The organism is Burkholderia pseudomultivorans, from assembly GCF_001718415.1.
Taxonomy (GTDB): Bacteria; Pseudomonadota; Gammaproteobacteria; order Burkholderiales; family Burkholderiaceae; genus Burkholderia; species Burkholderia pseudomultivorans_A.
This window is the reverse complement of sequence record NZ_CP013377.1, coordinates 1,732,769-1,752,222: the sequence shown is the minus strand read 5'-3', so window position 1 is coordinate 1,752,222 and position 19,454 is coordinate 1,732,769. Positions and strand designations below refer to the sequence as shown.

Annotated in this window: 14 protein-coding genes; 6 read left to right on the top strand and 8 right to left on the bottom strand. The window is 68.4% G+C overall.

The features are described from left to right. The first annotated feature begins 24 nt into the window (after positions 1–24). Positions 25–2,298 carry a GNVR domain-containing protein gene (locus tag WS57_RS07425; RefSeq protein WP_069243978.1) on the top strand — a complete coding sequence of 758 codons (2,274 nt, stop codon included), beginning with the start codon at positions 25–27 and terminating at the stop codon, positions 2,296–2,298. Continuing rightward, the gene (locus WS57_RS07420) at positions 2,295–3,551 is read left to right on the top strand and encodes a right-handed parallel beta-helix repeat-containing protein (RefSeq protein ID WP_069243977.1); all 1,257 of its coding nucleotides are present in this window, start codon (positions 2,295–2,297) and stop codon (positions 3,549–3,551) included. Before WS57_RS07425 ends, WS57_RS07420 begins: the two co-directional genes overlap by 4 nt. 75 nt (positions 3,552–3,626) lie before the next feature. Here WS57_RS07420 and WS57_RS07415 read toward each other — a convergent pair whose 3' ends face one another. Both WS57_RS07415 and WS57_RS07410 read right to left on the bottom strand, forming a co-directional pair. Then, on the bottom strand, positions 3,627–5,216 hold the full coding sequence (locus WS57_RS07415; protein WP_059515693.1) for a mannose-1-phosphate guanylyltransferase/mannose-6-phosphate isomerase: 1,590 nt from the start codon (positions 5,214–5,216) through the stop codon (positions 3,627–3,629). Then, a complete protein-coding gene (locus WS57_RS07410; protein ID WP_069243976.1) occupies positions 5,213–5,797 on the bottom strand; it encodes a drug:proton antiporter in 585 nt (194 codons plus the stop codon). Before WS57_RS07410 ends, WS57_RS07415 begins: the two co-directional genes overlap by 4 nt. Positions 5,798–7,128: 1,331 nt before the next feature. Here WS57_RS07410 and WS57_RS07405 point away from each other — a divergent pair. Beyond that, the gene (locus WS57_RS07405) at positions 7,129–8,520 is read left to right on the top strand and encodes a sigma-54 dependent transcriptional regulator (RefSeq protein WP_040129444.1); all 1,392 of its coding nucleotides are present in this window, start codon (positions 7,129–7,131) and stop codon (positions 8,518–8,520) included. A gap of 33 nt (positions 8,521–8,553) precedes the next feature. Here WS57_RS07405 and WS57_RS07400 read toward each other — a convergent pair whose 3' ends face one another. The 6 genes from WS57_RS07400 to WS57_RS07375 form a co-directional block, all read right to left on the bottom strand. Continuing rightward, on the bottom strand, positions 8,554–11,031 hold the full coding sequence (locus WS57_RS07400) for a glycoside hydrolase family 2 protein (RefSeq protein WP_069243975.1): 2,478 nt from the start codon (positions 11,029–11,031) through the stop codon (positions 8,554–8,556). Beyond that, entirely contained in the window at positions 11,028–12,083 is a 1,056-nt protein-coding gene (locus tag WS57_RS07395; protein WP_009691752.1) for a DUF1839 family protein, read from the bottom strand. Before WS57_RS07395 ends, WS57_RS07400 begins: the two co-directional genes overlap by 4 nt. After that, positions 12,080–13,054, bottom strand: coding sequence for an amino acid--[acyl-carrier-protein] ligase (locus WS57_RS07390; RefSeq protein ID WP_060334386.1), 975 nt, complete (start codon positions 13,052–13,054; stop codon positions 12,080–12,082). The genes WS57_RS07395 and WS57_RS07390 overlap by 4 nt, the downstream gene beginning before the upstream one ends. Then, positions 13,051–14,247, bottom strand: a complete 1,197-nt coding sequence (locus tag WS57_RS07385; RefSeq protein WP_040129438.1) for an acyl-CoA dehydrogenase family protein — start codon at positions 14,245–14,247, stop codon at positions 13,051–13,053. Before WS57_RS07385 ends, WS57_RS07390 begins: the two co-directional genes overlap by 4 nt. After that, the gene (locus tag WS57_RS07380; protein ID WP_009691747.1) at positions 14,244–14,495 is read right to left on the bottom strand and encodes an acyl carrier protein; all 252 of its coding nucleotides are present in this window, start codon (positions 14,493–14,495) and stop codon (positions 14,244–14,246) included. The genes WS57_RS07385 and WS57_RS07380 overlap by 4 nt, the downstream gene beginning before the upstream one ends. 205 nt (positions 14,496–14,700) lie before the next feature. Further along, positions 14,701–15,483 carry a Crp/Fnr family transcriptional regulator gene (locus WS57_RS07375; RefSeq protein ID WP_009691746.1) on the bottom strand — a complete coding sequence of 261 codons (783 nt, stop codon included), beginning with the start codon at positions 15,481–15,483 and terminating at the stop codon, positions 14,701–14,703. 921 nt (positions 15,484–16,404) lie between these two features. Between WS57_RS07375 and WS57_RS07370 the strand changes: the two genes are divergently transcribed. The 3 genes from WS57_RS07370 to WS57_RS07360 all read left to right on the top strand — a co-directional run bounded on the left by WS57_RS07370 (position 16,405) and on the right by WS57_RS07360 (position 19,330). Continuing rightward, a complete protein-coding gene (locus WS57_RS07370; protein ID WP_009691745.1) occupies positions 16,405–17,187 on the top strand; it encodes a Crp/Fnr family transcriptional regulator in 783 nt (260 codons plus the stop codon). Between the two features lie 2 nt (positions 17,188–17,189). Continuing rightward, positions 17,190–18,605 carry an undecaprenyl-phosphate glucose phosphotransferase gene (locus tag WS57_RS07365; protein WP_081337588.1) on the top strand — a complete coding sequence of 472 codons (1,416 nt, stop codon included), beginning with the start codon at positions 17,190–17,192 and terminating at the stop codon, positions 18,603–18,605. A gap of 332 nt (positions 18,606–18,937) precedes the next feature. Beyond that, positions 18,938–19,330 (top strand): TraR/DksA family transcriptional regulator, encoded by a 393-nt coding sequence (locus WS57_RS07360; protein ID WP_009694664.1) that lies wholly within the window; start codon positions 18,938–18,940, stop codon positions 19,328–19,330. The last annotated feature ends 124 nt before the right edge of the window (positions 19,331–19,454 follow it).

Below are 19,454 nucleotides of genomic sequence, written 5' to 3'. Positions count from 1 at the left end.
TCGCGTCTTACGGAAACCTGTTGTATGAGCCATCTGACCATGCCTGAATCGCGCGGCGGGCCCACGGCCCGGCCGCCGCATCCGTTCCGCCGGTACTGGGGCATGCTGTACGGCGGCCGGCGAACGATCGTCGCCAGCGCGCTGATCTGCGTCGCGGCGGGCGCGTTGTATGCGCTGTGCGCGCGGCCCGTGTATCGAAGCGACGTGCTGTTCCAGGTCGAGCAGAGCCCGACGGACACGAAGCCGGCTTCGCCGACCGGCGATCCGTCGTCGATGTTCGATCTGAAGACCGATGCCGCGACCGAGATCGAGGTGCTGAAATCGCGCGCGGTGATGGCGCGCGCGGTCGACACCACGAAGCTGTACATCGAGGCGCGGCCGCGCTACGTGCCGCTGATCGGCTGGCGGCTGGTGAACGGTGCGGACGGCCTGTCGTCGCCGCTGCCGGGCGGATACGTGTACGGCACCGAGCGGATCGACGTGGCGGCGTTCGACGTGCCGAAACGCCTGTACGACAAGTCGTTCGCGTTGACGGTGGGGCGCGGCGGGGCGTACACGCTGCAGCGCACGGGCCTGTTCGGCCGGAAGGGGCCGGTATGGCAGGGGCGCATCGGCGAACCGCTGCACGCGGAGACGCCGGACGGAAACATCGACCTGCTGGTGCGCGGGATCGACGGCGAGCCGGGCGCGCGCTTCGACCTGACGCGCCACGGCGAGGCCGAGACCACCGCGTGGCTGCAGAAGAACGTGCTGATTTCGGAGCGCGGCAAGCAGTCCAACATCATCGGAGCGACGCTCGACGGCAGCGATGCCGCGCACATCAGCAGCATCCTGAACGCGGTCGGCGACGCGTATCTGGCGCAGAACACGCAGCGCAAGTCGGAGGCGGCGGACAAGCTGATCCGCTTCATGGATGCGCAGCTGCCGCAACTGAAGGCGCAGCTGGAAGCGGCCGAAGGGCGTTTCAACGCGTATCGCGCGTCGCACGGCTCGGTCAACACGAGCGACGAGGCGCTCGCATTGCGCCAGCAGTCGGTCGATATCGAAACGCGCATCCTGACGCTGCAGCAGCAGCGTCAGGAACTGCTGACGCGCTTCATGAACAAGCACCCGGCGGTGGTGGCGGTCGACGCGCAGCTCGCGGACGCACAGCGTTCGCTCGCGGCGGTGCGCGAGCAGATCCAGAAGCTGCCGGCGGTGGAGCAGGGCGTGCTGCAGCTCCAGCGCGACGTGACGGTCGATACCGCGCTGTACACGAACCTGCTCAACGCGCGGCAGCAGATGATGCTCGCACGCGCAAGCAAGACCGGCACGGTGCGGATCGTCGATCGCGCAAAGGTCGCCGACCTGCCGGTGCAGCCGCATCGCGGCGTGGCGGTCGTCGCCGCGCTGCTGCTGGGTGTGCTCGCGGCGGGCGCGTACCTGATGCTGCGGCAGCGGTTCGTCGGCACCGTTTCCGATCCCGGCGAAATCGAATGGACGACCGGCCTGCCGGTCATCGCGACGGTGCCGCGCGGCGAGTCGCCGCGGCTTGCGGGCGCCGACGCGCGCAACCGGCCGCATGCGTCCGCCGCGTCACGCGGCGGGCTGGCCGATCCGGCAATCGAAAGCCTGCGCAATTTCCGCACGACGCTGCAACTGTCGCTGCCGGACGCGCCGAATCGCATCGTGCTGATTTCGGGCCCGACGACCGGCGTCGGCAAGTCGTACATCGCATCGAACCTCGCTGCACTGGCGGCCGCGGCAAGCCAGCGCGTGTTGCTGATCGACGCGGATCTGCGCAAGGGCGCGCTGCACGATCACTTCCGTTACAGTCGCGCGCCGGGGCTGTCCGACGTCGTGATGGGCACGCACCGTCTCGACGAGGCGCTCAAGCGCGATGTCCGGCCCGGCCTCGATTTCCTGTCGATGGGCAGCATCGTCGCGGATCCGGGCGAGGTGCTGCTGCAGCCCGCGCTGGCGGAACTGATCGAGCGCCTGTCGTCGCAGTACCGGATGATCGTGATCGACGGCTCGCCGCTGCTGCCGGTTACCGACGGGCTGGCGCTCGGCCGTCTGGCCGGTATCGTGTTCCTCGTGGCGCGCAGCGGCGTGACGACGCTGACGGAAATCGACGAAAGCGTGCGCCGGCTGCAGGACGTGCAGGTCGACGTGCGCGGCGTGATCCTGAACGACTTCGCGCGCGGGCCGGGGCACGGCTATGGCTACGGGAATGCGGAAACCCATCAGGCCGCGTCGGGCTATGCGGGGATGATGGCGCACCGGCCGGCCGGTGCGGGCGGCAAGGGCGACCGATGAAAGCCGCCGGCGGCGGCGCGCGTATCCGTCGACTGGCCGCCGCGTGCGCGCTGGCCTTCGGTGTCGGCACGGCCGGCGGACTGCCCTCGACGAATGCGATGGCAGCCGCGGCGGCCTCCGGCGCAGGCGCGGCGGCGAGCCAGCCGAGCGTAGCGGACGCGCACGTGTCTCCCGCCCGCGACGGCGCCGATCAGGCCGACGCGCTGCAGCGCGCGCTGGATGCGCTGCAGCCGGGCCAGCGGCTGGTGTTTGCGCCGGGCCGCTATGTCGTCGGCCGTTCGCTGGTCGTGCGGCAGCCGCGTGTCGTGCTGTCGGGCTACGGCGCGACGCTGATCGCGACCGCCGACGAAGACCAGGTGATCGAGATGCGCGGCGCCGGCACGACGATCGCCGGCTTCACGCTGGTCGGGACCGGCACCACGCGCCTCTCGACGCCGGAGGCGGCGAAGCTCGAGGTGACCGGGCGCGACGTGCAGGTGCTCGACAATACGATCGACGGCGGCAGTTGCAGCGGCATCTTCGTATTCGGCGGGACCAACGTCGCGATCGTCGGCAACGAGGTCCGCTCGACGCTGGCGGATGCGATCCACATCACGCATGGCTCGCGCAACGTGCTGGTGCGCGGCAATGTCGTGCGCGGCGTGGGCGACGACATGATCGCGGTGGTCAGCTACGACAACGAACCCGAACTGACCCGCAACGTGCTGATTACCGGCAACGTGCTCGAAGGCAACTACTGGGGACGCGGCATCACGGTAGTCGGCGGCGCGGACGTGACGATCGAGAACAATATCGTGCGCAACGTGCAGGTGAGCGCCGGCGTGCTCGTCGCGCAGGAGGACAGCAACCACACCGCCGGCTCGTCCGGCGTGCTGGTCGAAGGCAACGTGATCGAGAACATCCAGACCGCGACCGACCGCACCGATCCGCGCCCGCTCACCCGGCAGGCCGCGATCGACATCAGCACGTGGTCGGGCACGGTGACGCGCGTGGCCGTGATCGGCAACCGCGTGTCGAATGCGCGCTTCGGCGGCATTCGCTTATGGGGAAACGTGTCCGCCGTCCGTCTGGCCGACAACCGCCTGTCGGGGATCGGCGGCATGCCGGTGCAGATCGGCGGCGCGCGCGATTGCGACGGGGCGGCGTGCGCGAAAGCGGCGATGCAGCTGTCGGCGTCCGACGTGGTCGGCGTCGACGCGACGCAGTTGCCGCGCGTGCGCGAATCGCTCAGGCAGTTGCGCGGCACCCGCTGACGGTGCGAGGCGAGGCGCGCGAAGGAGGGCGGCACGCGTCGCGCCTTCGTGCGCCGCAGCCGCCCTTCCCGTCATTTACCGAACGCCATCGCGCACCACCGCTTCGGCCGGTTCGTGCGCTTCGTCGTCGGGTGCCGCGGGCGGAGCCGGTCGGACCGGCGGCGTCTCGACCGCGCGGCCGTACTGGTCTTCGAAGCGCACGATATCGTCTTCGCCGAGGTAGTCGCCCGACTGCACCTCGATGATCTCGAGCGGAATGCGGCCGGGATTCTCGAGCCGATGCACCTCGCCGACCGCAATGTACGTCGATTCGTTTTCGCTCAGCAGGAACGTGTCGTCGCCGCGCGTGACCCGCGCGGTGCCGCGCACGACGATCCAGTGCTCGGCGCGGTGATAGTGCATCTGCAGCGACAGCCGCTTGCCGGGTTCGATGACGATGCGCTTGACCTGGAAGCGCGTGCCGACGTCGATCGAATCGTAGTGCCCCCACGGCCGCTGCACCTTGCGGTGTTCGCGCACCTGCGGGCGCTGATCCATCTTCAGGCGCGCGACGATGTCCTTCACGCGCTGCACGTCGTGCTTGTTCGCGACCAGCACGGCATCGGCCGTCTCGATCACGACCACGTCCTTCATCCCGATGCACGCGACGAGCCGCCCTTCGGAGCGCACGAGACTGTCCTGCGTATTCTCGAACACGATCGGGCCGCGTGCGACGTTGCCCTGGTGGTCCTTCGGCATGATTTCCCAGATCGCATCCCAGGTGCCGACGTCCGACCAGCCGGCCGCAAGCGGCACCACGATGCCCTCGATGCCGAGCTTGCCGCTGTCCGCGAGCCGCTCCATGACCGCGTAGTCGATCGAGTCGGACGGACACGCGTCGAACGCCGCCGCGTCGATCCGGAAGAACGGATCCTCGGCGACGCCCGCGCGCCATGCCGCTTCGCAGGCCGCATGAATGTCCGGCGCGAGCGCCTGGATCGCCTTGAGCCAGACCGACGCGCGCGTGATGAAGATGCCGCTGTTCCACCAGTAGTCGCCCGACTGCAGATAGCGCTCGGCGAGTGTGGCATCGGGCTTCTCGACGAAGCGGCCGATCGAATAGCCGCCCTGGCCGCCGTGGCGGCCCGCACGCGGCGCGCCGACCTGGATGTAGCCGTAGCCCGTTTCCGCACGGCGCGGCAGCACGCCGAGCGTAACGATCGCACCTTCCTGCGCGTAGCGCGCGGCGCGGCCGACGGCATCCTGGAACGCGGCGGCGTCGACGATCACGTGATCGGCCGGCATCACCGCGAGCACCGGGTCGTCGGCGTAGGCGCATGCGTCGAGCGCCGCCAGCGTGAGGGCCGGCGCCGTATTGCGCGCGCTCGGCTCGAGCAGGATGCGCGCGGGCGCGGCGCCTTGGCCGGCGACCTGCGCGGCGCTCATGAAGCGGTGCTGCTCGCCGCACACCAGCAGCAGGCGGTCGCCGAGCGACGCGTTCTCGATGCCGTTCAGGCGACGCGCCGTCGCCGACAGCGGCGACTCGTTCGAGATCAGCTCGATCAGCTGCTTAGGATGCTGTTCGCGCGACAGCGGCCAGAGCCGCGTACCGGAGCCGCCCGCGAGAATCACGGGCAGGATGCGCGGCAGATCCGGTTCGGGAACCGGGCGAAGGAGGCGGGTCATCGATTGGCTCCGGTGTCGGCCGGCTGCCGGCTGGACGCACGGCCCTCGGCATGCGTGTCGGCGCTGCCGGTTCCGGACGCGGTCACGACCCGGGACAGCAGCGTGCGCAGCGCACCTGCCGCGCGGTCCGCCGGCCGGACCATGCCGACGAACGGTGCGCCCTGTTCGAGATACGGACCGTAGGCCTTGCGGAATCCGAAGCGTTTGTAGAACGCCTGGCGCGACGCCGGCACGTGCGTGCGCACGGCGGTGTCCGGCCACGCGACGTGCGCGGCGGCGAGCGCGCGCTCCAGCAGCCGTTCGAGCGTGTCGTCGTCGCGGCACGCCTCGCTCGTCAGCACCTTGTCGATCACGACGTCGGGGTCGATATCGTCGCCGGGCAGGATGCGCGCGTAAGCGGCGACCTCGACGGCGTCGTCGTCGTGCACGCGTGCGTAGACGTGCAGCGCGCCGGCGTCCTTGCCGTCGATGTCGAGATGCGTGTGCGCATCCTCGACCACCAGCACCGCGTTGCGGGCGCGCAGGATCGCGTAGAGATCGACGGCGCCCAGATGTTCGAATTCACAACAATGCCATTCCATGATGCGGTCCTCGCGTGATGCCTTCAACCTGCCGCTTCCGTGAGGTTGCGGCGCGACTTCATGATGCGGATGCACCGCGCAACGGTCTGTTCGAAAGCCTACTCACGCTCCGGGTCCGCACGGCGGCGCTTCACGAGAATGGTGCAGTGTGAGGCAGCACACATCGGTGCCGCCGCGACTTTTCGATAATGAATGCATTCGAAGGGGGCGATGCGCTACGCGATTCGCCACCGGCGAACATGAATGAACGAACCGGGGATGCACTTGAAGATTGCGATCGTTCACGACGGGCCGCGCGTGCCGCGCGGCGCCATGCGGATGCCGGCGCGCCGACATGCATCGCGACGTGGCGCAGCCTGCCATCGCGAAAGCGTGGTCAGCCTGCAAGCCAACCGTCGGCATCGGGCGCGGGCGTTCGAGTTGCCGACCGTGCCGAACCGGTCGTTCGGAACGCTCCCCCGTATCGCCAGCCTCCCGATATCCCGCTCGCGCGCGCCGTTTTCGACGGACGGCGATGTTGCGTCGCGCAACGAAGCGCCCGGGCACGACGCTTGCGCGCCGGCTCGCGAAGCCCCTGACTCCTTGCAATCCGGCGGGCTAATGGCGGCCGACTCGGGCCGGCGACCCGCAGCCCAAGGGCCGGCATCGGTGCCGAGGTGGTTACGACGATGTAACGGCGGGTCGCCGCGCCGGTGTCCGGCGCGTGCCTGCGGCGCTGCGCAACAAGTGGGATTATTCGGCCGGCGGAACGGTTTTCGGCCGTTTCACACGATTCCGCCGTGAATCACGAGCAATGAACGCGGCCAAATACGCGGAAAAGTAGTATTTGCCACCGATTGACGCGAATGGTCGGAGATAATCAAATCTGAGTCGCTAAAGGGGGCGCTTCACGTATCGGCCGCTGACGTAATCGAATGATTCGATGTATTGCTTTTCGTAACAAACCACCCTGAAACGGGGTGTAGATTCAGGAACGGATGAAATCAGGCCGTCGCTCCGGAAACGGATGGGCGGCCGTCCGGTTCAGCATCGGGCGCGGCTGTCGTGTACGACGCGACGCAAATGCGGTCGGAATTCCCGTTTGCCGACGTGTGGCGAGTGGCTGCGCGTCGCATCAAAGCCGGAACGCCGTGGCTCCCGAGGCCGCGTGTTTCCTTCGAGTACGATGACAACGAGGCCGGATGACATCCGGCTCGACCTCCGGGGGCTCTCGCCGTGTGCATTTTCGATCTTCGCCAAAGCTGCGGAAACGCAGCGCGGACAGGCGGCCACGCACCGCCGCACGCAGCGCACGCGAGCGATTCGCGGAGTGGAGAAAGTGACGGTTCGTTATGAATATGCCAATAACGCGCGATAAGAGCGCCGGCGGGGGGAATGCGGCCGGGCAGCGCCCGTTGATCTACTGGACGCAGGCGCCATCCGTCATGCTGCGCAAGGAACTGGCTCGGCGCGACTGGAAAGTCTCGGTCGTTTCGCAAGCAAGCGAATTGCGCGACACCGCCAGCGAAATCACCTGCGGCATCCTCGACCTCAGCGGCGGGCATGCGGACGCAATCGGCAGCATCGCGTCCACCTGCGCGTCGATGCGCGACGTCGTGTGGGTCGCGCTCGTCGATGCGGGCCAGACCGCGTCGCCGAACGTGCGCGCGCTGTTGCGCGACTATTGCTTCGACTACATCACGCTGCCTGCGTCGCATCAGCGGATCGCGGATACGGTCGGTCACGCGTACGGCATGGAATGCCTGTTCGCGCGCGATCGCGAGCGGCTCGAATCCGACGAACACGGAATCGTCGGCACCTGCAGCGCGATGCTGCGGCTGTTCGATACGGTGCGTCGCTTCGCGCGCACGGACGCGCCCGTGTTCGTGTTCGGCGAAACGGGCACCGGCAAGGAGCTGACGGCGGTCGCGATCCATCGTCATTCGGAGCGGCGCAACGGGCCGTTCGTCGCGGTCAACTGTGCGGCGATTCCGCCGCATCTGCTGCAGTCCGAACTGTTCGGCTACGAGCGCGGCGCGTTTACCGGCGCGAACGCGCGCAAGATCGGCTACGTCGAGGCCGCCAACGGCGGCACGCTGCTGCTCGACGAAATCGGCGACCTGCCGCACGAGAGCCAGGCGAGCCTGCTGCGCTTCCTGCAGGAACGCGCGATTCACCGGCTGGGCGGCAGCGATCCGGTGCCGGTCGACGTCCGGATCGTGTCCGCGACGCACGTCGATCTGCGCGACGCGATGGAGGAAGGCCGGTTTCGCGCGGACCTGTTTCACCGGCTGTGCGTGATGCGCATCGACCAACCGCCGCTGCGCGCGCGCGGCAAGGACATCGAGCTGCTCGCGCATCACATGCTCGAGCGTTTCCGCGGCGATGCGCGCCATCGCGTGCGCGGCTTCTCGTCGGATGCGATCACCGCGCTCTACAAGCACGACTGGCCGGGCAACGTCCGCGAACTGATCAACCGCGTGCGCCGTGCGGTCGTGATGACGGAAGGGCGCCTGATCACCGCGCACGACCTCGAGCTCGAATACTGTCTCGACGCCGCGTCGCCGTCGGTGGCCGACATTCGCAAGTCGATCGAGCGCGAGGCAATCGAAACCGCGCTGCTGCGCACGCGCGGCCGCGTCGCGGCGTCCGCGCGCGAACTCGGCGTGTCGCGCGCGACGCTCTATCGCTGGATGGAGGCCTACGGGATCGAGCGGCCGCGCGGCACGGGCTCGTCGGACTGAAGACGGGCCGCCGCCTGCGGCCCGCTGCCGGCGTCAGTCGGCCTGCGTCGCGCGCACGGTGCGCGCGGCATTCACGGCGCGGATCTCGACGACCGGCGGCGCCCCGGATGCCGCACCGTCGTCGAGCGGCATCAGCGCGACGCGCGCGGGCGTGCCGGGCGCGAGATGGAACCAGTCGTCGCGCGGCACGAATCCCGGCGCGTCGATCTGCACGTGACGCGCGACGTGACGCGTGTCGATATCGACGTGCCAGACATCACCGCTGCGCGACACGCATGCCTCGAGCCCGAGTTCGCGCGGCGCGAACACCGCCGGATGCGTGCGAGACGGGAAATGGAACGCCTGCGACAGCAGCGTGCCGTCGTCGGCGCGCAGCGTCGCGACGACCGTGTCGTGCTCGCACGGGCCGAAGCGGTACGCATAGGTCCAGTCGAAGAAGCGGCCCAGCAGTTCGGCCGAGCCGAGCCGGACCGCATCGTGTGCGGCGATCCGGACCGGACATCCGGCCCGCGAGACCGGCGTGCGGCCATCGCGCAGCGCGACCAGTTCGACGGCCGCCGACAGCGGCGCGGGACGCTCGTTGATCACGTGCAGGTCCAGCCCGTTCAGGCCTTCGTCGACGAGCAGGACCTGCACCGGCTGCAGCACCTGGCGCAGCGCGTGCCAGGCCGATTTCGGCCGGTGCGTCGCTTCGATCACGCCCCATCCGGCGCCGGGCATCACGTCCTGCAACTGCCAGACGAGTGCGCCGGCGCAGCGCGAGCCGGTGCGTCGCCACTCGGCGAACGTCTCGCGCATCACGTCCGCGATCGCGGCGCGCGACAGCTCGAAGTAGCGCGCCGGATCCTCGCGCCGCAGCCGGTCGGGCGCCACGTCGTACAGCGCGCGCAGATAGTGGTCGCGAATGTCTTCGAAATCCCACGAGGTGCCGGGGTCGCGCGGCACCGCCGCCTTCCAGCGCGGCTCGTGCACGCCGGGCCGGCCGAGGCTGTCGAGCATCGCGTCGCTCGGCACGTTCGCGAACGCGAGGCATTCGCTCGCGAAGCGCACGTCCGCACGGCGCGCGTCGTCGAGCGGGCGCAGGTACGCGCCGACGCCGTAATAGTGCGACACGCGCTCGCGCGGCTGGAACGGCAGCACGCCGCCGTCGGGCGAGTCCGGCACGTAGACCGCATCGGGCCGTCGCGCCGCGGCATGACCGGCCAACCGGTCGGCGGTCAGTTCGAGAAAGCGCTGCTTCGGCCCGAGCCCCGACATCGCGGCCTGCTGCGCGATCTCGCTGCCGCCGCACAGCACCGCGAGCGACGGCGACGCGCGGTGGCGCATCAGGAACTGTTCGGCCTCGCGGTCGACCGCGTCCGCGAACGCGGGCTCGTCGAGCGCGTAATCGAAGTTCGCGAACATGAAGTCCTGCCAGACCAGCAGCCCGAGGCGGTCGCACCAGGCATGGAACGCGTCGGCTTCGTAGCTCATCGTGCCGCCGACGCGGATCATGTTGAAGCCGGCGTCGCGCGCGAGCGTGAGCAGCCGGCGGTAGGTCGCCTCGTCGGCATGCAGCGCGAGCGGCGCGGCGCTGCTCCAGCATGCGCCGCGCGCGAACACCGGCACGCCGTTCACGCGCAGGCCGAAGCCCTTGCCGTCGGCGCCCGGATCCGCTTCGATGGTCCGGAAGCCGGTGGCGCCGAGTGCGTGCCGTTCCGCGCCGATATGCAGCACGACATCGTAAAGCACCGGCTCGCCATGCGTATGCGGCCACCAGCGGCGCACGTTGGGTACCGCGACGGTCGCACGCAGGCGGTCGGCGGCGCTGCGTTCGAGCGTCGCGTGATGCTCGCCGCACGACAGCCGGGCGGCGAAGGAGTCGGGCAGCGGTGCGGCAAATGCGAGTTCCGCGTCGAGCCATCCGGTGTCGCCGTCGACGCGCGCATGCAGGTCGCAGTGGACGACGGCAGGGCCGCCGGCCGGGTCGATCACGTCGACGGGCCGCCACGGGCCGGCCGGCACGTAGGGCGGAAACCAGCCCGGCATGTGGCCGAACAGCGAGGTGCGCACGGTTCGCAGCGCGGCCGGTTCGGCGAGCCGCGTGCGCCAGCGCGCGCGGCGCGTGGCGCGCACGTCGCGCAGGTGCGGCGCGAGCGCGCGGAAGCAGAGCGTCAGCCGATGCGCGCCGTCGAGCGACACGGGCACGTCATGCGCGACGAACATGCTGTTCGAGCGGAGGATCGGCGTGTCGTCGAGCCACGCTTCGGCGAGCGTCGCGAGCCCGTGAAAGCGCAGCAGGCGCGCGCCGTGTCCGCGCAGGTCGAGCCGGTACCAATGGTCGCGCTCGTCGAGCGAGCCCGCTTCGTCGAGCCGGCCCGCGAGCATCAGCGCCAGTGCGACCGTGCCGGGCACGGGCGCGGCGATCCAGTCGGCGTCGGCGGGCAGTTCGCGCGGCCTGCGCACGGCGCCCGCGGCCGTCGCCAGCATCGACCATGCGGACGCGCCGGGCGCAGCGGCGGCGCGCGTCACCGCGCGAGCGGCGCGAACGCCGCGTCGTGGCGAAGCGGCGCCGCGTGCTGCAGCGGCGGCGCGATCTGCCGCGCACACGCGACGATATCCGCATAGGCGGCCTGGATCGCGTCGAGCGTCGAGTCGCCGCGTTCTTCCTTGCCGCGCGAGCATGCCCGCGCGAGCCGGAATTCCAGCACCATCGCCTCGGACGCGATGCGATCGCACGCGGCACGGATCTCGGCGAACGGTCCGATGCAGCCGCTTGCCTGCAGCCAGCGCACGTAGTGGCCGAACAGTTCGAAGTTCGCGCCGAGCTGCCGCACCGAATTGAACGAGTACGCGTGGAAGCGCTCGATCGGCGAGTCGGCGAGCGTCTTCGCGTCGCTGTACAGCTGCTGCCGGAACGCCGCGATCGGATCGACGACCGGCAGGCGCCGCAGGTGGCGTTGCAGCGCCGCGAGCGACACCTCGCACAGCGTGCGTTCGTCGAGCGGCGGGAAGCGCCGCTTCGCGCATTCGACGTACGGCGGCAGCGTCATCGGCGAACCGTCGCCGACCAGCCCGTCGTAGTCGACGCCCTCGGCCACGTAGTAGCCGCTGTTGTGGAAATAGCCGAGCTGGCGATGCGCGCGATCGATCGCGTCGATGCCGATCGTCGTCTTGGTGTGCTGGGTGCGATAGCTGATGCCGCGCGTATCGGGCAGGAACCACGCGTCGACTTCGACGATCATCAGGTGACCGCGCGCCACCTGCGTCTCGACGTGCCGGTCGAGCGGCTCGTAGATCGAGTGCTCCTGCACGACGATGCCGTAGAGTCGCTCCAGTTCGTCGTGCGGAAACTTGAAGAACGTGAACTGGTCGCCCTCGAAATCGAGCGCGATCGTAAACGGCAGCGCCGCGTACGGATTGAAGCCCCACCACCGGAGCACCTCGAGCCACATGTCGACATAGCAGTTGGTCTGCTTCCAGACCATCTCGTGGCCGTGCAGCGGATGCGGTCGATAGTGGCGTGCGCGGTGGCGCACGTCCTCGAACGACCGGTCTTCGCCGTCGCGCGAAACGAATTTCATGGCGATCCCCACAGCACGTCGCGCACGTCCTGCGGCCATGCGTCGATGTCGAAGCCGTGATGACGGAACAGCGCGAGCGTGAGGCGTTCGAGGCCGAAGCCGACGCAGCCGGTGTGCGCGACTTCGTCGGTCGCGGTGCGGATATTCCACAGCAGCCCGAAATGGTCCATGTGGTAGTTGAAGCTCAGGCATGCGGTCTGCCGGCCGTCGTGCTCGATCGGGATCAGCAGTTCGAACTTCAGGTTCTGCTCGCGCTGGCTGTTCGCGACGATCTTGCCGCCGCGCCCGAAGAACGGGTCGTTGGCGAGGTCGATCGCGTTCGGCAGGCGCAGCGCCTCGATCATCCGCGTGCCGCGTTCGATCCAGGTCTGGCGGAAGGCGACGATCTGCTCGGGCGTGCCGATCCGCACGTACTCGCGCATCCGGAACAGCTGCATGCGGGTCGGGTCGAGCGACGGCTCGTGGCGGAAGCAGTACGAGAACACGTCGACGATGCGGCCGTCGGCGGGCAGTGCGCCTTCGCGCGCGATGACCGGATAGACGGGATAGCAGGCGGCCGGCGTCATCACGACATAGGTCGGCTTCTGGTTTTCCGTCCAGTCCTCGCCGCGATCGAGGCATTGCAGCAGCCGCTGGTGCTGGCGCTCGTCGCCGCAGAACGAATGGACGCTGCCGGCAAGCTGCGGGAAGCTCTTCATGTATTCGCTGCGCTCGAACTCGAGGCGGCTGATCGCGGGCGGAAAGCGCAACACTTCGGCCTGCTGGTCGGCGCCGATGCGCGTGACGAACGCGTCGAGCGCCTCGACCACGCGCTCGAACGATTCGCTGCGGCCGAACAGGCCCTGGATGCCGGTCGAGACCAGCAGGCCGGCCTCGATCAGCTCGTCGCGCAGCGGGTTGACGCCGGCGCGGTCGAGCGGCGCATCGGCGGGGATGGAAGCGGCGGGGGGCACGGACAGGCGGTCGTTCACGTGAGTTTCTCCAGCGTCGCAGGACGCAGCGCGAGCAGCAGGCTCGAAGTGTTGGCGGCAATGCGGTCGTTGTTGATCATCAGCGGCGCCGCGTGCAGGTCGCGAATATGCCGGCCGACGCTGAACGGCGTGCCCTGCTTGTAGCCGGCCATCCCGCAGATCATCATCGCCTCGTGCGCGACTTCGAGCGCGGTCGTCGAGACGTAGGTCTTCAGCGTATTGATCTCGGCGGCCCAGGCCATGCCCGCCGACCACGAGCGCGCGGATGCATTCGCGTACAGGCGCAGCACGTTGTCGACGCGGGCCTGCATCGCCTGCATCAGCGCGAGCGATTCGGCGATGCGCCGCGCTGCCGGCGACGGCGCGCCGTCGGTCTGGCGCGCCTGCGCACGGAAGAACTGGTGTGCGCGATGGAACGCGTCGCCCGCGACGCCGATCCACACGGCAGCCCACAGGATGTGCGAGACGGGCACCATGGTCTGCTCGGCGATCTGCGCGAACGGCACCGGCAGGCACTGCACGGTGGCGCCCTGTGCGTCGAGCGTGAAGCCGTTGCTGCAGGTGCCGCGCATGCCGAGCGTGTCCCATTCGCCGCGGCGCGCCAGCGTATAGCCGTCGCGCATCAGCGTGACGAGCACCTGCTCGGAGGCGGGGGCCTGCGCGTCGCGTCGCGCGGTCGCGAGGATGCCGTCCGCGTACTCGCCGTACGAGATCGTCGGCGCGGACTTGTGCAGCCGGAATTCGCCGCCGTTGGTTTCCAGCGCGCACTGGCTCGCGCGCAGGTTGCCGCCGACGCCGTCCTCCGACGTGGCCGACGCGAGCAGCCACTGGTGGCGCACGAGTTGCTGCAGGAACAGTTTGTGCCAGCCGTGGTCGGCCGCGTGGTCGACGATGCATGCGACCTGGATCTGGTGCATCGCGAACACCATCGCCGACGATGCGCAGGCCTGGCCGAGGATCGAGCAGGCCGACGCGATGTCCGCCAGCGAGGCGCCCGCGCCGCCCAGCCGCGTCGGCACCATCGCGCTCAACAGGCGGCGCGCGCGCATCGCCTCGATCGCCTCGACGGGGCAGCGCGCGTCGCGATCGACCGCGTCCGCGTGGCGGGCGGCGATCTCCGCGACGGCGCGCGCGGCCTCGTCGAGCCGACGGGATTCGTCGTCGGCTGCGAGTTCCGGAAGCAGCGCGCTCATGCGGAATGCTCGGTGCGTTGCAGGGTGGCGATCGTGTCCGCGAGCGCGTCGATGCTGCGGAACAGATTGCGGTTCAGCATCTCGTCGGGAATCTCGATGTTGAACTGCTTTTCGATCGCCAGCATCAGCTGGATCGTGTCGAGCGACGACAGGCCCGCTTCGTAGAGGTCGTCGCCGTCGCCGATCGAATCGATCGCAGCTTCGAGATGGGCGACCTGCTTGAGGATGGTTCTGATTTCGTTTTTCACGTGCTGCTCCGGCGTGCGTGGTTTCGTCCATGCGGGCAGACACGGCGCAATGCGCTGACATCCCCCCGGCAGTCCGACATCAGTAGACCATTCGCCGCCGTTGCGTTCTGTTCGCCACCCTACAATCTGCTGACCTGCGCGGGCGTACGCGAGCGGGCGGGCCGCAGCGTCGCGTGCACCACGTGCACCACGTGCACGACGTGGGTCATGCGCGCGCGGCCGCCGGCACGCCCGTGTCGGCCGACAGGATGCGCTTCATTTCGTCGCGCACGATCGCGCGGCAGCCGCAGGACATCGTCTCGAGGCCGGCGAGATCCGCGAGCACGATCGAGCTGCGGTACTGCCGGATCAGCCCGAGCTTCTGGATTTCGCCGGCGGCATCCGTGACCGTCTCGCGCCGCACGCCGAGCATCTGCGCGAGCATGCTGTGCGTGACCTGGATCTCGATGCTGCGCGAGCGGTCGTATGCGAGCAGGAACCATCTGCATAACTGATGTTTGAGCACGTGATGGCGGCTGCAGAAGGTGATTTGCGACACCTGCGCCATCAGCAGCCGCACGCAGACGAACACGAGATGGCGAATCACCGGCGACGTGTCGAACGCGGCGGCGAACACGCGCCGGTCGAGGCGGTACACGAATCCGTCGCGGCACGCGACCGCGCGGCACGGCATCCGGCCGCTGCCGCCGATCACGTCGTCGCAAACCACGCTCTCGCTGCCGATCTGCGCGACCTCCAGCGTCATGCCGCCGGACGACACGTACTGCAGCGAGATCGCGGTCGTGACGGGCAGGTAGACCGCGGCGAGCATCTCGCCGGGTTCGCACAGCACCTGCCCGGATTTCAGGTGGACGAGCTGCAGTTGCGGGATCAGCGTCGCGCGGTCGTCGCGATCGAGCGCAGCGAGAAACCGGTTGGCGTCGAAACTGTGGGACAGCTCGATCATGCCGTTCGCGCGGGCGACGGCGTCGTTGGCCTGTAAGGTCACGTCACATCCTCGTATGGTGACAGTCGCACAGCGTCTCGCCGGGATTCCGCAACGGGAATTCGCACGAGCGTGCGGACTCGTGGTTCGTGAATATTTGAAAGCGTGCAGTGCGCAAAGGCTAGCACGGCATCGAAATTCGCCAATCCCACATTATGTCATTTCACAGTGTTTGACGATTTCGACGTGAATGCAAACGTTATCAGAAACGCTGTTTCCGAGGCTTTGCGGAATTAATCATCCTGGTTTGGAATGACGCGATGAGAATGTATTCGACGACGCTCGCTCATCAATCGACGCGCTCCATCACGATAGTCGAAAAACAAAAAAGCAACATCAAACATTATTTGACATTTGTGTGGCGGTGTCGATTTTCCTCAATCAAATCACCGGCTTGCGATGTCTTTGTGCGGCAGATAACAAACTGCGGCATTAGAGTGTCGATTCAATTTTGAGACAGTTTCAAACGACTGTGCGAGCGGGGTGAAGCGAGTCGGGCGGCCGCCTCGAACGTCACGGAAACGATTGAAAATCATATGTAAGTATTTGAACGAAAAGCCTGTCGCGCCGATCGGCGGGCTCGCTAAGGGTGCTTACGTATTGATCAGTCGAATGGGCCGATGTGTCGACCGCGACGGCGAGTGTCCGGAAATGAGACGCTTTTTTGGCTCTGCTCAGACTTATTCGGACGGCCTAAATCGCTCGTGATTTACATATTAAGGATGAGCCGCTATTGGCACGTAAATCGCTTAATGAGGCCGGCGTGTCGAAACGGAGTGATCGACCGGAATCAGACTTGACAAGCAGCCGTCAGGCTGGGTTCGGGGTTGTTGGCCGCAACCGCCGGTCATCCCCGACACGCATGACGAAAACGAATTCCGCCGACCGGCAGCACGCGGCGCGGACAATAAGAGGGATACAGACATGCTTCATCTTCAATCGAGCTACTCGGCGAACGCCATCCTCGACGCGCTGCCGGAGGACAGCATTCGTGCGATTGCACCGCATCTCGAACTGGTCAGGATCAAGCCCGGCATGCTGGACCGCGTCGGCGAGCCGATGCGCCACCTGCATTTCCCGACGACCGCGATGATGTCGGTGCAGCAGTTGATGGAGGACGGCGCGATGGTCGAGGTGGCGGTCGTCGGCCGGGAAGGCGTGGTCGGTCTTGCGACGCTGGTGGGTGGCGTCGCGATGTCGAATCGTATCGAGGTGCGTATCGGCGGGATGGCGTACCGGGTGCCGACCTGCGTGATGCGCACGGAGTTCGAGCGCTCGCCGGCGACCTACCGGCTGCTGCTCAACTACTGCCAGGCGGTGATGGCGCAGATCTCCCGCAGCGCGCTGTGCAACCGGCATCATTCGGTCAGCGAACAACTGAGCCGCTGGCTGTTGCTAGCGCATGACCGCATCGACGGTGACGAGCTGACCGTCACGCAGCAGACGATCGCGAACATGCTCGGCGTGCGCCGCGAAGGCGTGACCGAGGCGGCCGGCAGCCTGCAGGATGCCGGGCTGATCCGCCAGCGGCGCGGACGCATCACGGTACTCGACCGTCACGGCCTCGAACATCACGCGTGCGAATGCTACGACATGATTCGCGCCGACTACCGCAGGCTGCTCGGCGCGCGCGACAGCGCGCCGTCGGTGCCGGTTCGCCCCCGCGTGGCGGAGGTGCGTTACGGATTCCACGCGCATGGTGCGTGACGATGCGGGCGCTCGCGGGAGGAACGAGTGCGATGCGGCGCGCCGCGATCGCGGCGGCCGACGTCGCGCTCGTGCTGACCGGCGCGCTCGCGGCGCAGGCGGCGGCCGGGCTCGCATGGAGCGAACTGTCGGATGCGCGGCGCGGCGCGATCGCGCTGCTGTGCGTGTTGACCGTCGCGCTGCTGCCGCATCGCCTGCGCGACCCGCGGGCCGGCGCGCAGGCCGATGAAGGCGCGCATGCGCTGACGCGCGTGGCGGTCGCCGTCGTATGCGCGAGCGGGCTGACGGTGGCCGGCGCGATGTGGATCATGAACCGCGGCGGCACGATCACGCTGCGCTGGATCGTCGAGACGGTGTTGGCCGGCGACGCGGCGCTGCTGCTCGGGCGCACGGCGCTGCTGGCGATCGTGCTGAAGCGCGTCGACGCGCGCGCGCGGCAGCGCCGCGTCGCCGTGGTCGGCGCGACCGCGTACGGGCGCGTCGCGATCGAACGGATGCGCGTTGCGCCGCACGGCCCGTACGCGGCGGCGTGCGTGTTCGACGACGCTGCGCCGGGGGCGGCGGGCGACATCGGCGGCGTGCCGGTGATCGACGACTGGCATGCATTGCGGCAGATGATTCGCAACGGCGAGATCGACGAGGTGTGGCTCACGCTGCCGATGTCGCACGAGTGGCGAATCCAGCGCATCGTGCGCGAGTTGCGCGACGAGTTCGTCGAGTTGCGGCTGCTGCCCGACGTCCGGCAGATGGCCGTCGTCGATCGCTCGGCAACCGACGTGCTCGGCATGCCGGCGATCAATCTCGCGACGACGCCGCGCTCGGCGCCCGAGCTGTGGGCGAAGTTCGCATTCGACCGGCTGTTCGCGATCGGCGTGCTGATTCCGCTGCTGCCGCTGCTCGCGGCGCTGGCGATCGCCGTGAAGCTGTCGTCGCCGGGGCCGGTGCTGTTCAGGCAGCGCCGCAAGGGCGTCGACGGCCGCGAATTCGACATCCTGAAGTTCCGGACCATGCGCGTGCATCGCGAACAGCCCGGCGTGTTGCGACAGGCGTCGCGCAACGATACGCGCATCACGCCCGTGGGCGCTTTCCTGAGGCGCACGTCGCTCGACGAACTGCCGCAGTTCTTCAACGTGCTGTTCGGGCAGATGTCGGTGGTCGGCCCGCGCCCGCATGCGATCGAGCACGACGACTTCTACCGTCAGCTGATCGACTGTTACATGTATCGCTATCGCGTGCGCCCCGGCATCACCGGATGGGCGCAGGTGAACGGCTATCGCGGCGAGACGCGCAAGGTCGAGGCGATGGCCGCGCGCGTGAAGTTCGATCTGTTCTACATGCAGAACTGGAGCTTCTGGTTCGACATGAAGATCATCCTGCTGACGATCGTGCGCGGTTTCATCGGGCGCAATGCGTTCTGAGTCGTTCTGAGCGGAAGCGCGCGGTGGCGATGCGCGGTCAGCGAATCGCGAACGCGTCGGGATAGGCGGTGCTGTCGGCCGTGTCGCGCGTGCTTTCACCCGCCCATCCGTTCCCCCTTTATTTCCCGCTTCCACGCATGTTGCGCCGCGTCTGACGTCGCTCAACACACGCGTGGCGGTTGGGTTTATGCTGCGTCGAATGCGCCTGGCGCTTTCCAGCCGGGCGGACATCCGGAAACGGCGGCGCAGGTCGGGCCTGCACGCCGGGCACCGGTACGGCCGACGCGCGTCGCCTGTGTTTCGCGCGGAACCCGAAAACAGGAGAGACGGCAATGGCGCTCGACGAACGGCAACGGCAGACGCTGCAGCAGCGGCTGGATGAAAGCGAGCGCGCGCTGCGCGCGGAGATTCGCACGAGCGAGGACCAGCGCGCATCGGAGTCCTATGCGGATCTCGCCGGCGCGTCGCCGGACGAGGGCGACGAGGCGAACGCGGATCTGTTCGTCGACGTCGATCACGCGCTGATCGGGATGAAGCTGACCGAGCTGCGCGCGATCGCGCGCGCACGGCAGCGGATGCGCGACGGCAGCTACGGCGAGTGCATCGACTGCGATGCGCCGGTCGGCTACGAGCGACTGCTCGCGCGACCGACCGCCGAACGCTGCACGCATTGCCAGGCAATCTACGAGCGCCGGTACGCGACGACGCCGCGCGCGTCGCTCTGACAGGCCCGGCAGGGCCGTCGCGGCGTTCCGGCGCTGCGCGCGTCGCGCGGTCGGCGTACGATGACGAACGGGCGTCCGGCGTCGGCGACATGCGCCGATGCGGACGATGCGCGGCGTCATCCAT